The sequence below is a fragment of the Termitidicoccus mucosus genome, assembly GCF_038725785.1.
Taxonomy (GTDB): Bacteria; Verrucomicrobiota; Verrucomicrobiia; order Opitutales; family Opitutaceae; genus Termitidicoccus; species Termitidicoccus mucosus.
Window position 1 is genome coordinate 7,447,269 of sequence record NZ_CP109796.1, and the last position, 13,642, is coordinate 7,460,910.

Consider the following 13,642-nt stretch of genomic DNA (forward strand, 5'->3'; position numbering starts at 1 on the left):
ACGAACCGCCCCTGAACTGTGTCGCCTTCCTGCGTCTCATATAAAAATATAACCTGCATGAAACTCGGTCTTGTCGATATCACCATCCTTGTCATCTATTTCGTGAGCCAGATAGCCATCGGGCTTTACGTGGGCAGGAAAAACAAGTCCACCGACCAGTATTTCCTGGCCGGCAAATCATTCTCCGGCGTGATCATCGGAATCAGCTTCATCGGCTCGATCATCAGCTCGTCGACCTTCATGGCCTTTCCGGCGGATGCGTTCAAGACCGCATGGCTCCGCTTTGTCCCTCATCTGGCGTTTCCCGTGGTCACGCTGCTGGCCGCGTGGTTTCTGGTGCCGTTTTTCCGGCGCGGCACGATCACTTCCGCCTACCAGTATCTCGCGCTTCGCTACGGCCCGTCCATTTCCACCTATGCCGCGGTGGTCTTCATCCTCATGCAGCTCCTGCGTACCAGCATGATCGCCTACCTGCTTTCGCTTCTGGTCGATGAAATGACGGGATGGGGGTTCACGTTGTCATTGCTGCTCATCGTCGGTGCCACCGCGTTGTACACCGTGAAGGGCGGCCTCAAGGCCGTCATCTGGACCGACGTCATCCAGGCTTTTATCCTGCTCCTCGGCGGCATCGTGTGCATTTTGTTTGTATTCGTCCATGCCCCTGGAGGACTGGGCGGATTTTTCTCCGATGCCGCCGCGCACCATAAGTTTTCCTTTTATGACATGGACGGCTCCGGACAACTCGTCCCGACAAAATGGGTCGCAGGCTTCAGCGACAAGTCGGTCCTGATGCTTTTTCTTATCGGCTGCATCAGCTTCCTCAACCTTCAGTTCGACCAGTCCACCGTGCAGCGCTGGTGCTCCGCGCGCACCGCGGCCGATGCGCGCCGCTCGATGTATGTGCTCGGCGTGGGCTGCGTTCCGGTCTGGGGGCTTTTCCAATTCCTCGGCGTGTGCATGTTTGTTTTTTTCCTGCACCATCCCGATGAGGTTTCGCGCGGCGTGCTGTCGGGCTTGTATAAAGCCGAGCGCATCCTGCCGCACTTTATCATGACGCATCTTTCGGGGGGCCTCGCCGGGCTCGTGATCGCGGGGGCGTTCGCCGCGGGCATGTCCACGCTCAGCGCCTGCATCAATGTCTCCAGCATGGTGGCCGTTAACGACATCTATACGAAGTATATCAACCAATCCGCCCCGGACGGCACGCGCCTGTTTCTCGGCAAGGCGCTTTCGCTGGCGATCTCGGCGCTCATGATCGCGGGCGCGCTGATCATATATAACATGCACATGCTCACGCTGACGGATTTCATGCTGACGGCCGGCGTGGTCTTCACCATCGGCATCCCCTCGGTGTTTCTCGCGGGCATGCTGACGCGCAGGGTGGACGCGGCGGCGGTCTGGCCGGGCGTGATCATCGGCATGCTGTTCACCGCGTGGATTCTGCTGGGCAACTCCGGGCGTCTGCCCGCCTCGCTCACCCTTACGATGCCCTCGTATTACGTGTCGATTTTCGGGAACCTGCTCGCGCTGGGCATCGCGCTGGCGCTGTCACTTTTCCTGAAACCTCGTCCGCGCGACCTCACCAACCTCACCGTGTGGGACCAAAGCGGAAAGCCGCTGGAGTAGCCGCAGGCTACTGGCGGCGCGCTTTTTTGTCTTCCGTCTTTCCCGTGTCCTTGTCGTCGGAGTCATCGTCGGCATCGTCCGCGTCCTTGACGACAAGGGTGTGCGTGTGGCGTTGCACGATCTCGACGCGGCTCAGCTCCGCGACCGCGCCTTTTTTCCCGAAACGAGGCCGGGCGCCGTCCGCCATGTAAACGGGGGAGTCTTTGCGCAGCGGCAGAATCGAGACCGTCAGCTTCGTGCCCGAGGCGAGTTCCTGCCGATACCGGTCGAGCGAGAGGTCGAGCGGCTGGCCGTTGTAGAAATCATCCATGACGAGCTTTTCGCCGAGACGCACGCGCGCCACGTCCCCGGCGTAGTGCAGGCGCAGCAGCGGCGCCGTGCCGGCGGCGGCGAGCACGGAGGCCGGGGGCAGCTCGATTTCCCACACGGCGGCCTGCGCGAAGTCGGCGTCGGAGGGCGCGGCGGGAACGGGTTTCGGCGCGTTGCCGAGCGCGATTTCGCGCGCGGGGCCGGCGTCGCGGATTTTTTTTGCCCGGGCGGCGAGGCGGGCGGGTTTGCCGTCAACCGCCTGGTCGGACGGGAGCGTGAGCGTTTCGAAGATGGCTCCCTCCCTGCCGGGTTCGCGGAAAATCCAGGCCACGAACTGCCCGGCCTTGCGCAAAAATCCTTTTTTCTTGGGGAAGAGCTGCGGAAAGCTCGGATGAATTTTCAGCTTCACCGGCTCCGCGCTTTCGGTGTGCACGGCGAGCGTCTGGTCGGGCGCGATGGTCACGGGGCCGGGCGAGAGAAACACGCAATCCTCGTCGCCCCATTCGAGTTTGTAGAGGTTGAGCGAATCGGCGTGGCTGAGCACGATGATGCGGATGCCGTGGCCGCTGCGCGAGCGGAGCGAGAGCGCGGGTTTTTGCGAGGGCTTGAGCCCGACGATGCGGATGAGTCCGTCGGCTTTTCGCTGGCGTCCGCCCGCGCTGCCCACGCCGTCGATGGTGTTGTCGGTGATGGCAAGCTCGGGGACGATGCCGGGGATTTCGGCAAAGAAAAAGTTGCGCATTTTCCCGTCGAACGACTCGACCATGCAGAGCGGCTGCGCGGTGGCGTAGGCGAGCTCGACGCCGTAGCCGAGCGCCATGTTGAAGGGGAGGATGAAGGCGCTGTCGGCGGGCACGTCGAAAGGTGCGACGGGGATTTTGGTTGGGCCGGCCTTGGGGTTCGGGTTGAGCGGGTCGCGGGCGAGGTTGAGTTCGAACTGCACGCCCTCGCGCGCGGGCATCGGCTGGAGCCGCTGGTAGTTGTTGACGAAGATAAAACCGCTGTGCCCGTCCGAGCGCACCGACCAGCGCAGCGTGTGCGTGTCGTCTTTCCCCTGCGGGCGGCGCTCCGGCAGCGTGACCGGCATGCCGGGCAGCAAGTAGCCGAAATCGTGGACAAACAAGTGCAGGCGGCGCAGCAGGTGGAAGTGCGGGCGGAATTGTCCGGCGGCGCCCAGCGGGGCCTGGAAGTCGTAGTTTTTGACCGGCAGGTCGTTCCAGTTCGTGGTCGGCGCGGACTGGTTTTCCTCGAGCGTGGAGAGGCGTCCGTCGGGATTTTCGCCGCCGTGATACATGTAGTAGCCGGGGGAGACGCCGCCGGAGCCGAGCTTCACGATGGTGGTGGACTCGATGTCGCGCGGGTCATTGAGGATGCGGCGATGATAGGAACTCATCATTCCTCCGCCGATTTCACACGTGAGGTAGGGATGCGATTCGGTGCCCGGCTCGTCGGTCACGCCGCCGCGGCCGAGCGCCTCATTGGCGATGTTGCTGTCCGCGCGCAGGGTCGAGAAGCGAAAACCCGCCCAGTAGTTTCCTGGCATGGGCGTCATTTCGCGGTCCCAGAATCCTTCCGCATACACGCCGAACAGCGGCAGGATTTCGCCGGGCGGCATCGGGCTGGTGAGGGCGGGCCAGCCGGTGCGCGTGTAGAGCGGCACGTCGATGCCCGCATCGATGGCCATCCGTTTCAGCGCGAGCAAATGCTCGGCGGGGCCGCGGTATTCGTTTTCGAGCTGGATGCCCACCACCGGGCCGCCGTCCTTCCAGAGCAGCGCTTTGAGTTGCGCGGCGATCTGCGTGTAGAGCACGCGCGCCTTTTCCATGTAGGCCGGGTCGTCCGAGCGCACCCGGCAGCCGGACGCGAGCAGCCAGTCGGGAAGTCCGCCGTTGCGCACTTCGCCGTGGCACCACGGGCCGCAGCGCACGATGACTTTCAGATCGAGTTCCTTGCAGGTCTCGACAAACCGCCGCAAGTCGCGCCGCCCGCTCCAGTCAAACGTCCCCTCGATCTCTTCGTGGTGAATCCAGAAAACATAGGTCGCAACGATGTCGATGCCGCCGCTCTTCATCTTCAACAACTCGTCCCTCCATTCGTTTTCGGGATAACGCGCGTAATGAAACTCGCCCATGACCGGCGTCCAGGGCGTGCCGTTGAGCGTGAGCCCGCGCGAGGTCACGCCGATGGCATCGCCCTCGGGATTCGTCGGCGTGCCGGTTTGCAGCGTCGTGGCGGGCGGGGTCGCCGAGGTGGTCGCGGTAACATTCGCTCCGGACGCGCCGCCGGCACCGGGCGCGCCCGAGGCCAGGCGGTCTTCCGCGGCCCGGTAGGCATCGGTGATGGCTTGCGAATCGGAGCCTGACGACGGAGCGGATCCGGAGGATGAACGTCCGGAGGAAAAATCCTGCGCCCGCGCAAAGGCGAAAAAGAGCGACGACGACGCGAATGCGGCGAGGGCGGCAATCGGGAATAAACGCGGTGGAGGCATGGTTCGTTTTGCGCGGGGAAATGGGAAACGGAGCATCTCGGGTTGAGTTGTTCGGACAACTCAACCGCGCGCGAGTGCCATTGGCCAGCCTGTCGCGTGTGAACAGTAAGGAGGCCGATTCAAAATGAAGTTATCCCGGTTCTTTCCTCTTTATTCTTTATCTTTCCTCTTTCGTCAGGGACGGACCGGGAAGAAAGAGGAAAGATAAAGAATAAAGAGGAAAGAACAGGGCTTGTCCCGATGCCGGGCGGGGAGCACCGCCGCTTCGGCAGGCGGGGCGATTTATTCGCTCGGGGTTCGGTTTGCGTTGGCCTGCTCGCGCATGAGTTGCATGAGCTGGCGCTGGCTTTGCTGCTCGGCCTGGAGCTGCTTCAACGCCTCGACTTGTGAGGCATTGAGAAAGGCCGCTGCCTGCGTGACGACCTCGTCCGTGAGCTGAGTGCCGCCGGACATGACGGCTCCGCCGGGGCCCATGCCAAAAACCATCGCAGGAGCGCCCGCCCCGCCGGATGCGGATGTGGATGCGGCCAGCAGGGAGGTGAGCTGCTCGCTTTGCGCAGTCGTGAGCGGGGTGGCGGCGTAGCTGAGGCGCTGGTCGAGTTGCGAGACGATGGCGCGTTCGGACTGGGTCTGCTGGTAAGTCTGGTAGGCGTCGAAATTATCCTGGCCGATGGCGGCCGCGATGGCGGCGTCGATCTCGGTGTTGGATTGCTCCATGAGCGTGCGCAGTTCGTCGCGGTTGGAGCGGAAATCGAGCCCCTCGTCACGGGCGGCGCCCATGGTGTCGCGCATGACGTTTTCCTTTTCGACAAGGAGGGATTTGAATTTTTCCAGTTGGTCGGGCGGGAGGTTGAGTTTTTGGAAGAGCCGGGCGTAGCGGTTGTCGAGCATGGCTTTTTGCTGCGCGGCCATGAGGCGCGCGCCCTCGGGGGTGCCGAGCACGGCGTTCATGGCGCGGAAGCCGTCGCGCCCCGCGCGGAAGTCGCGGCGAGGCCCTCCGGCTGCGTCGTCCGGGGCGCCGGGACCGCGGCGGCGCGGACGTTCGTTTTCGGCCCCGGCGGGCAGGCCGGACGGGCTGGCTTGGGCGGTTTCGAGGTCCCGGATGCGGTTTTCGGCGGCGGCGAGTTTGCGCATGAGGTCGGCGCGGTCATCGCCGGAGAGGGACGCGGCGGCGAGCCCGGCCGCGCGCTGGTATTGGGTCCAGGCGAGAATGCCGCAGGCAATGGTCGTCAGGAGGAGAATGACGATGAGGGTGTTCTTTTTGGTGTTCACGGAAAGGATATCTGACGTTTGGGCCGGAACGAGGGTTCCGGCGATCTGTTTGTTTTTTCGCCTCTCGCAGCGGCGCCATGGGACAATGCCGCGCCCGGTGGAATACTTGTTTGTTACTTGATACTTGTCACTTGGAACTTGCCACTTGGGACTCGTTACTTCCGCGCGGGCGCCGCGTCCGCGTCGTTTTGGTTTCCGGCCGGAGGTTGAGGGAAGTTGAAATGGATTTTGCCGGTGGGGAGCTTGATGCTGAGACGGAGCAGGAGTTTCGTCGCGGCGTCGAACACGAAAGTGCTTTCGATCGGCTTCGCGCCGGATTCCCCGGTCTGCGGAGTGTAGCGGTAGTGGCAGGTGGTGTTGCCGGCGGTATCGACGGCCTCGCTGGTGGGCTGGCCGAGCATCTGGCGGACGAGTTCGAGGCCGGGCGGCGGCGGCGGAGCTTCGCCGGGCTTTTCGGCGGTGTTTTCCACCTCGGCCTCGCGGGCGGCCTTGTTGACCTGGGCTTCGCCGGTGGAGCGGAGGAGGTTGAGAAAGAGGTCTTTCGAGATGTAGGCGAAGTAGCGCTCGGGGATGCTGACGCGGACGAGCTTGCCGTCGTCGAAGCGCATGGCGACCTCAAGATCGTAAACGACGGTTTCGCCGGAGCCGGGCGGAGCTTCCTTCACCCACCGGGCCTGCCAGGTTTCGGTATCGCCGGCGATCGCGCTGGAAGCAGGGTGGATGCCGAGCCAGCGGATGTCGCCCGGCTTGAGGATGGGATTGACCAGGCGCACATCGACCCCCTCGGCGGTGCTCACACGGAAGTTGGCGGGGACGTCGTTGAGTTGTTTTTTGAGCTTGAGCAAGCGCAGGTAAACGCAGCCGGACAGCAGGAATGCCGGTGCGAGGAGCGCGAGGGCAAACAGGATGCGGAGACGGTCGGGGGCGGGGCTGGCTTTGGCGCGGGACATGGCGGCGTGTACGAGGAGAGACATCAAAGTTTGAGCAAACGCAGCGAATAAACAAGCGCGAGCGCACCCGCCGCGCCGAAGAGGACCTGCAGCACGCGCGGATCCAGGTTGGCATAGAGAATCCCGGCAATGAGCGAGCCGGCCACGCCGGCGACGATATTGCCGGCGAGTCCGAGGCGGCGTGATTTTTCACGCGCGAGGAAATGGTGGAGTGCACCGGCAATCGTCCCGATGAGGAGCAGGTAAATGAGGGCTTGGAGCGGCATGGTGGCCAAGAATGTGACGGGGAGTATTGCCAGGCAAATCAGGGTCAGCACTATTTATAATGTTATTTAATTCTGAGAATTCTGTTCATTTTGTCTAAAAAAGAACCAATAAAACAATCACGGAAGCACGGAGCGGCAATCCATCCCTTTCTTTTCCCATGACCGTCAAAATCACAAAAACCAAAACCCTCCTGCTCGCGCGGCTTTTGCCGTTGTTTTTCATCGCACTCGCCGTCCCGGCGCGCGCGGTCGTCTCGCCCTTCATCCGCGCGGGCGTTGATTTCAGCAAACTCAACGCCATTGAAAGTCTTCGCAGCGACGAGACAGGCTGGAAGGACAAACTGGACGGCTGGGACGCCGGCTATTTCGCCGAGGTTGGTCTCAAGCTTCTCGGCTCGCACAGCCTTGGGGTCGAGGCCGGCTACGTGAAGGCGAAGGACTCTGCCGCCGGTCTGGAAAAGGAGCAAATCCCCCTGCTCCTGAACTACCGCTGCCTGTTCGGTCTCGGTCCGGTTTCGCTCTTCATCGGAGCCTCCGCCGGCATGATGAGCGACAGGATGGGCTGGCGCGAGGACGTCAATAGCATCACCCATGATCTGAAGGACACCAACTGGGTCGCCCTTTACGGCGCGACCGCCGGCCTCGGCCTGAAACTCGGCAAACATTGGGGCGTCGATGTCGGTGTGCGCGCGCTCGCGGTCAACGAAAAGGAATACCAGGACGGCGGCCTGCCGGGCGCGGAGAACTACAAGATCGGCAAATCCGAGGTTTATATACGCCCGAACGTGCGCGTCGCCATCAGTTGCCACTGGTAGGCGCGCTCCCCAAAACAGGCCGATAAACCCAACTGTGACGCGCGCGGTCAAAAATTCAGCCACTGGCATTTCACCAATGCCCGAAACGTTATCGTGTTTTCCGTGCGGCCTTCACCGAAAACATCCGCCCGCCTGCAAGCCTCCGTGCCTTTCGCCATCGCCGCCGCGGTCACGCTGTTGCTCGCCGCCGGCGGCTGATGGCACGCAGCCCAGTGTCTCCCCCGTTCAGGCCGCGGCCTCTCGTTCCTTTTCCGTCTTCAGGCGGAGTTGTCCGCAGGCGGCGTCGATGTCGTGGCCTTTTTCGCGGCGCAGCGTCACCGACACGCGGGCATCGCGGAGCACGTCGGCGAAACGTTCCTGGCGCGCGACGCCGGGGCGTTTCCACGGCAGGCCTTCGACGGTGTTGTAAGGGATAAGATTCACGTGCGCGTGGAGATCGAGCGCGATGTCGCGGAGTTTTTCGGCTTGGTCGGGCGTGTCGTTGAGGTCCTCGATGAGGATGAATTCGAGCGTCACCATGCGGCCATGCTTTTCGGAAAACGCCTTCACGGCGGGAATGAGTTTTGCCAGCGGCCAGGCCTTGTTGACGGGCATGATCTTGCCGCGCACCTCGTCGGTCGCGCCGTGCAGCGAGATGGCGAGCCGGAAACCGAGCGGTTCGTCGGCGAGGCGCAGGATTTTCGGGACCAGGCCGCTGGTGGAAACCGTGATGCGGCGCGCGCCGAAACCGAGCCCCCACGGTGCGTTGACAATGGTGAGCGCGCGGATGAGCGCGTCGTAGTTGGCGAGCGGTTCGCCCATGCCCATGACGACGATGTTGTCGAACGAGGCGAGTTCGGCCCGCGCGCGCGGCGTGCGCGCATCCTCGCGGTGGCAGACTTGCAGGAGCTGCGCGACGATTTCGCCGGCGTCGAGGTCGCGCTTCAGCCCCGCGAGCCCGCTGGCGCAGAATGCGCACGCCATGGCGCAACCGACCTGGGTGGAGATGCAGATAGTCTTGCGCGAGTGGTCGAGGCCGACGCCGTCCTGCGGCGCGCGGATGATGACCGTCTCGATGAGCGAGCGGTCGCGGAGTTCGAGCAGGAGCTTGTCGGTCACGTCGGCTGATTCGCGTCCGAGGACGAGCGAGGCGGGCATGAGCTCGAAAGTGTCCGCGAGCCAGGCGCGCAGCGGCCTGGAGAGGTTGGTCATTTCGTCCCAGGCTCGGGCTCGTTTTTTATAAACCCATTCAAGAATCTGTTTGGCGCGGAAGGCCGGTTCGCCGCGTTCGCGCAGTCGCGCGGCGAGCGTATCGAGCGTCTCGCCGGTGAGCGCTGGTTTTTCGGGCGTGAATTTCATGCGGTTGCGAACTGGGAGGCCACACCGCTGACAGATGCGCCCGGCCGAGGCAAGAGCGGCGGCAGGGATGCCCCTGCGCCACGCGCGCTGCCGCGCAGATTTGTAATCACGCTAAACAGCCTCTAGGGCGTGTTAACATTAATTGCACTTGACGGTGATTTATGCGTATGAGGAGAGGAATGGAACTGACGAAGGAACACCTGGAGAGAATCAAGGACAGCCTGCCGGTGGAGCGGGGCAATGTGAGCATTGATGTGCTGAGCTTTCTAAACGGGGTGCTGTATGTGGCGGAGAACGGGTGCAAATGGAGGAGATTGCCGGAGAGGTTTGGGAACTGGCACACGATCTACACGCGGATGAATCGCTGGAGCAAAAGCGGAGTATGGGACCGGGTGTTCGAGCGGCTGCAGAAGGAAGGGCTGGTGCATCTGGAGCTGAAGGTGGTGTCGCTGGACAGTACCAGCGTGAAGGTCCACCCCGATGGGACCGGGGCGGAGAAAAAAACGGGCCTCAGGCGATCGGCAAATCACGAGGAGGCCGGAACACCAAGATTCATCTGGCTGCCGCGAATGATGTCCATGCCCTCGGCTTCCGCCTCTCGCCCGGGCAGAACGGCGACGGACCCGAGGGACGCGAGCTGATTGGCGAGTTGGGATGCCCGAGGCATGGATGCGCCCTGGCCATGGACATGGCCTACGAAGGCAACGAAACCCGCGGCTTGGCCTGCCTGCTCGGCTTCAAGCCTGTCGTCCCGCCCAACCCGTTGCGTCGAAAACCCTGGAAACTCAACCAGGCACTTTACCGCCAGCGCAACCACGTCGAGCGCCTCTTCCGCCGCATCAAGGGCTTCCGTCGCGTCTTCACCCGCTACGACAAGCTCGATGTCCTCTTCCGCTCTTTCGTCTCCTTCGCTCTCTCTTGGCTACTCCTCAATAGTGCTAACAGGTCCTAGTGCCTGTTGGCGGCGGGGTTTTGTTTTGCCCGCGGCTTCCCGCGCATGGTTTCGTCCAGCGTTCCCGGCCCGGCAAAGGGCGGTTTCTCAAAGGTCTCGCCGTCGCCGGTCACGCGCGGGTCGCCGGTCGCCGTCAGCACGCCCGTCAACCGCGCGGCGAGCGACTGGCGCTGTCCGGCGTAGGCCGGGTCGGCGGCGACGTTGATCAGGTAATCGGGGTCGTTGCGCAAATCATACAACTCCTCCGCCGGCCGCCGGCCAAACGCATATTCCCAGTAGGGCGCCCACTCCGGTTCCGCGCCGTGCAGCAGAAGCCAGGTCTTGGTCGGGCTCGCATCCATGTCGGGAAAGGCAAGGCCGGTGTCGGCACTTTGCTGCGCGAAATTTCCGGGCAGGGCGCCGGCGTGCCATGCATAGGGATCGCCCATGGGCCGGCGTTCGGGTTTGAAATTGCGTATATACAAAAACTCCTTCGTGCGAATGGCGCGCTGCGGGTAGGGCGTGTAATCGGCGCGGGCACGGTCGAAGTGACGCTCGCGTCCCGTGATGACATAATCGCGGCGCGGATCGATCTGCCCGTCCTTGCCGGAGCGCAACAGAGGCAGAATGCTGCGGCCGGTCATGCACGCGGGCGGTGTTTCCCCGGCGGCTTCCAGAAAGGTGGGGGCGAGGTCCATCAGGTTTATAAAATCGTCCACCGCGCGCCCGGGTTTTATATGATTTCCCCAGCGCACGAGCAGGGCGACCTCCGTGCCGATATTATACAAATTGCACTTGGCGCGGGGAAAACCCGGGATGCCGTGGTCGCCGCTCACGACGATGATCGTGTTGTCGAGCTCGCCCGCCGCCTCGAGCCTGGCCAGGAACCGCTGGAGCACGGCGTCGAGCGCGAGCACCTCGCCGAGATAGTCGCAAAAGTCCTCGCGCACCTCGGGCACGTCGGGCAGGAACTTCGGCAGTTTCCCCTTCAGGTCGTCGGGGTCGAGGCCCCAGAGCGCCTTGCCCGAGCCTTTCTCCCATGTCCGGTGCGTGTTGGTGGGCCCGAAATAATAACAAAACGGCTTTGCCGCCTCCTCCGGGCTGGCGCGGCCCGCGGCGAGAAACGCCTCGAAGTTGTCGAGGCACTCCTTGTAGAGTTTTTCCTTGGCGGCCTCGCGATCCTCGCCTCCGGCGACGAGCCGGGTGACGTTTTGGGAGAAGCGGTTGAAACGGCTGCCGGCATCGGTGAACTGCGTGCGCGTGGCGCCGAACGGGGCGTTGGCCGGGGTGCCGGGGCCCCAGGCCTTGTAGGTGTGCCCGATGCGGTAGCCGGATTTTTCGAGAAGCAAGGGGAAGGATGGAATCGAATAATCCCACACCGCCGGGCGCAGAATCGAGCCCCGGCCCGTGCGATAAAAATACTGCCCGGAAAACAGCGCGCTGCGGCTCGGCGTGCAGGAGGGGGAGCAGACATGGGCGTTGTTGAACCGCCCCCCCTCGCGTCCCACCCGGTCGAACCCGGGCGTGCGGATGACGCGGTTGACCGGGTTGTCATTATAAATGCTGGCATAGCGGCCCCAGTCATCGGCGAAGAAAAAGAAAATATTGGGCCGGCGCGGACGTTCGTGGGCGGTGGCGGTCGCGGGTGCCGCCGCGCTGGCGCGTTGCAGGCAAAGGGCCAGGCCGCATAAAAAAACAGCCAGGAAAAAAGCGAGGGGAGGGCGATGAGTGGATTCTGTTTCCATGACGGGGATGAGGCGACGGCGAGGCTTCGCCGCGAAAATCAGGCCTTGCATTGTCCGCGAAGCCGCCGGGCGAGGCAAGCCGCGGCTTCGGGTCAAGGAGGAGTTTTCTTGCGCGGCGGATGTGTTGGCCTTCATGTGGAGGTGCCATGCGGTGGTAGCTCAGCCGGATAGAGCAACGGTTTTCTAAACCGTCGGTCGCGGGTTCGAGTCCCGCCCACCGCGCCAGTTTTTCTAAAACCCTCCATCTTTTTCCCATGGTCAAAATCACCGGCGAATACCAAGGCGGTCTGCATTGCTCCGCCACCCATGAACAATCGGGCAACACGCTCGTCACCGACGCCCCGCGCGACAATGGCGGACGGGGCGAGGCGTTTTCGCCCACCGACCTCGCGGCCACCGCGCTGGCGACGTGCATGCTCACCATCATGGCAAAGGCCGCGAGCGTGCATGGCGCGGACCTGAAGGGAACGAAGTTCAGCGCAACGAAAGAGATGTCCGCGGACGCGCCGCGCCGCATCGCGCGCATCGCGGTCGAGTTCTGGCTGCCGATTCGCAAGGACGCGCTCCGCGAGGGCGTGCTGGAAAAGGCCGCGGCGGCGTGCCCGGTGCACCAGAGCCTTCATCCCGACATCGAGAAGCCGGTGGTGTTTCACTGGGCGGAGTGACCTCAAGGGGGCCTGATAGACGCACGCGCCGCCCCGGAAACAGTGTCGTCTGGCGTGATGTCTCCAAGGTCTGGGCATCAGGTGTAGCGCAGGCATCCTGCCTGCCGTCGTTATTTTATCGCGCGAAGCGCGGCATCTTTTTCGAAAAGAAAGAAAAAAGTCAGCGACGCTTCGCGCCTTTTTTTGACGGCAGGCAGGATGCCTGCGCTACGCCTGAGCCTCGAGGGGCGGGTCACTCGCGTTCGCGTTTCAGCTTGAAAAACGTCTGGAGCAGTTCGCGGCATTCGTCCTCAAGCACGCCGCCGGCGGTGAGCTCGAGGTGGTGGTTGACGCGCGGAAGATCGTTGAGATTGGACGCGCCGCCGAGACAGCCCATTTTCGGATCGGGGACCGCGTAGCATACGCGCTTGAGCCGCGCCATGAGCGTCGCGCCCGAGCACATCGGGCAGGGCTCCTTGGTCACGTAGAGCGTGGCGTTTTCGAGCCGCCAGTCGCCGATGCTCGCGGCGGCCTGCGTGATGGCGAGCATCTCGGCATGGGCGGAGGGATCGCGCGCGCTTTCGACCGTGTTGTGGGCGGAGGCGATGACCTCGCCGCCGAGTTCGATCACGCAGCCGATCGGCACCTCGTCCGCCCGCCAGGCGTCGATGGCCTGATTGTAGGCAAGACTCATGTAAAACGTGTCGTCACGGACAAGTTGCGACGGAAAACGTTTTTCGAATGGGCAGAGCGGCGGGTTCGGCTGCGAATCCATGACCATGGGCGGGAAGAGAAAACAAGAATGGGAAGGATAACGAGAATGATTTATGACGGATGACATTGTCCCGAGTTACCCTCCGAATTGCGGGCCCCTGCGGAAAACCTTGACTTGGCTGGAGAGCCGAACACTTACAAAGGCCTTTTGGCAGCCAATTTCACCACCAAACCAAGCATGAACCAAACCATTGAGGTCACCCAGCGCCTCGCTTCGTATGTCTGACGGAAAATCGATCGAAGTCGAAGGCAAGATCGTGTCCGTCCTTCCGGGCACAATGTTCAAGGTCGAGTTGTCGAACGGGCACACGGTGCTCGCGCATATCTCGGGCAAGCTCAGAAAAAACTTCATCAAGATCGCCGCCGGCGACCGCGTGAAGATGGAGATGAGTCCCTACGATCTTGAAAAGGCGCGAATCACCTACCGCGTGCGCGATGAGCGCCCGATGACACACCCGGCGCCGCGTCGCCGGTATTGAGGCAG

At 62.9% G+C, this 13,642-nt stretch carries 12 protein-coding genes and 1 tRNA gene; 6 read left to right on the forward strand and 7 right to left on the reverse strand.

Annotation, left to right across the window (positions count from 1 at the left end; genetic code table 11):
- The first annotated feature begins 57 nt into the window (after positions 1–57).
- Positions 58–1,626 (forward strand): sodium:solute symporter family transporter, encoded by a 1,569-nt coding sequence (locus OH491_RS26075; protein WP_068768345.1) that lies wholly within the window; start codon positions 58–60, stop codon positions 1,624–1,626.
- 7 nt (positions 1,627–1,633) lie between these two features.
- Here the strand turns inward: OH491_RS26075 and OH491_RS26080 are convergent, their stop codons facing one another.
- The 4 genes from OH491_RS26080 to OH491_RS26095 form a co-directional block, all read right to left on the reverse strand.
- Complete coding sequence (locus OH491_RS26080) at positions 1,634–4,423, reverse strand: beta-galactosidase (RefSeq protein ID WP_068768344.1); 2,790 nt, start codon at positions 4,421–4,423, stop codon at positions 1,634–1,636.
- A 282-nt stretch (positions 4,424–4,705) separates the two neighbouring features.
- A complete protein-coding gene (locus OH491_RS26085; protein ID WP_068768343.1) occupies positions 4,706–5,695 on the reverse strand; it encodes a hypothetical protein in 990 nt (329 codons plus the stop codon).
- A gap of 155 nt (positions 5,696–5,850) precedes the next feature.
- Positions 5,851–6,669 carry a hypothetical protein gene (locus OH491_RS26090; RefSeq protein ID WP_068768342.1) on the reverse strand — a complete coding sequence of 273 codons (819 nt, stop codon included), beginning with the start codon at positions 6,667–6,669 and terminating at the stop codon, positions 5,851–5,853.
- The gene (locus OH491_RS26095) at positions 6,669–6,911 is read right to left on the reverse strand and encodes a hypothetical protein (protein WP_068768341.1); all 243 of its coding nucleotides are present in this window, start codon (positions 6,909–6,911) and stop codon (positions 6,669–6,671) included. Before OH491_RS26095 ends, OH491_RS26090 begins: the two co-directional genes overlap by 1 nt.
- A 158-nt stretch (positions 6,912–7,069) precedes the next feature.
- On the opposite strand from OH491_RS26095, the gene OH491_RS26100 reads away from it, so the two are divergent.
- On the forward strand, positions 7,070–7,726 hold the full coding sequence (locus tag OH491_RS26100; protein ID WP_068768340.1) for an outer membrane beta-barrel protein: 657 nt from the start codon (positions 7,070–7,072) through the stop codon (positions 7,724–7,726).
- Between the two features lie 225 nt (positions 7,727–7,951).
- Here the strand turns inward: OH491_RS26100 and rlmN are convergent, their stop codons facing one another.
- Entirely contained in the window at positions 7,952–9,064 is a 1,113-nt protein-coding gene (rlmN, locus tag OH491_RS26105) for a 23S rRNA (adenine(2503)-C(2))-methyltransferase RlmN (RefSeq protein WP_068768339.1), read from the reverse strand.
- A gap of 179 nt (positions 9,065–9,243) precedes the next feature.
- On the opposite strand from rlmN, the gene OH491_RS26110 reads away from it, so the two are divergent.
- Positions 9,244–10,016, forward strand: a protein-coding gene (locus OH491_RS26110) for an IS5 family transposase (protein WP_145928461.1) whose coding sequence is annotated in 2 segments (ribosomal slippage) — positions 9,244–9,559 and positions 9,559–10,016 — 774 coding nt in all. Because the reading frame shifts where the segments join, the coding sequence is not laid out codon by codon here.
- Here OH491_RS26110 and OH491_RS26115 read toward each other — a convergent pair.
- The gene (locus tag OH491_RS26115; protein WP_084442020.1) at positions 10,013–11,740 is read right to left on the reverse strand and encodes a sulfatase family protein; all 1,728 of its coding nucleotides are present in this window, start codon (positions 11,738–11,740) and stop codon (positions 10,013–10,015) included. The genes OH491_RS26110 and OH491_RS26115 overlap by 4 nt on opposite strands.
- Positions 11,741–11,888: 148 nt before the next feature.
- Between OH491_RS26115 and OH491_RS26120 the strand changes: the two genes are divergently transcribed.
- Both OH491_RS26120 and OH491_RS26125 read left to right on the forward strand, forming a co-directional pair.
- Positions 11,889–11,965, forward strand: a tRNA-Arg gene (locus OH491_RS26120).
- A 29-nt stretch (positions 11,966–11,994) separates the two neighbouring features.
- Positions 11,995–12,405 carry an OsmC family protein gene (locus OH491_RS26125; RefSeq protein WP_068768336.1) on the forward strand — a complete coding sequence of 137 codons (411 nt, stop codon included), beginning with the start codon at positions 11,995–11,997 and terminating at the stop codon, positions 12,403–12,405.
- 232 nt (positions 12,406–12,637) lie between these two features.
- Here the strand turns inward: OH491_RS26125 and OH491_RS26130 are convergent, their stop codons facing one another.
- Positions 12,638–13,159 (reverse strand): nucleoside deaminase, encoded by a 522-nt coding sequence (locus tag OH491_RS26130; protein WP_334318953.1) that lies wholly within the window; start codon positions 13,157–13,159, stop codon positions 12,638–12,640.
- Between the two features lie 217 nt (positions 13,160–13,376).
- Here OH491_RS26130 and infA point away from each other — a divergent pair, with 217 nt between their 5' ends.
- Positions 13,377–13,637 (forward strand): translation initiation factor IF-1, encoded by a 261-nt coding sequence (gene infA, locus OH491_RS26135; protein ID WP_068768334.1) that lies wholly within the window; start codon positions 13,377–13,379, stop codon positions 13,635–13,637.
- Positions 13,638–13,642: the final 5 nt, after the last annotated feature.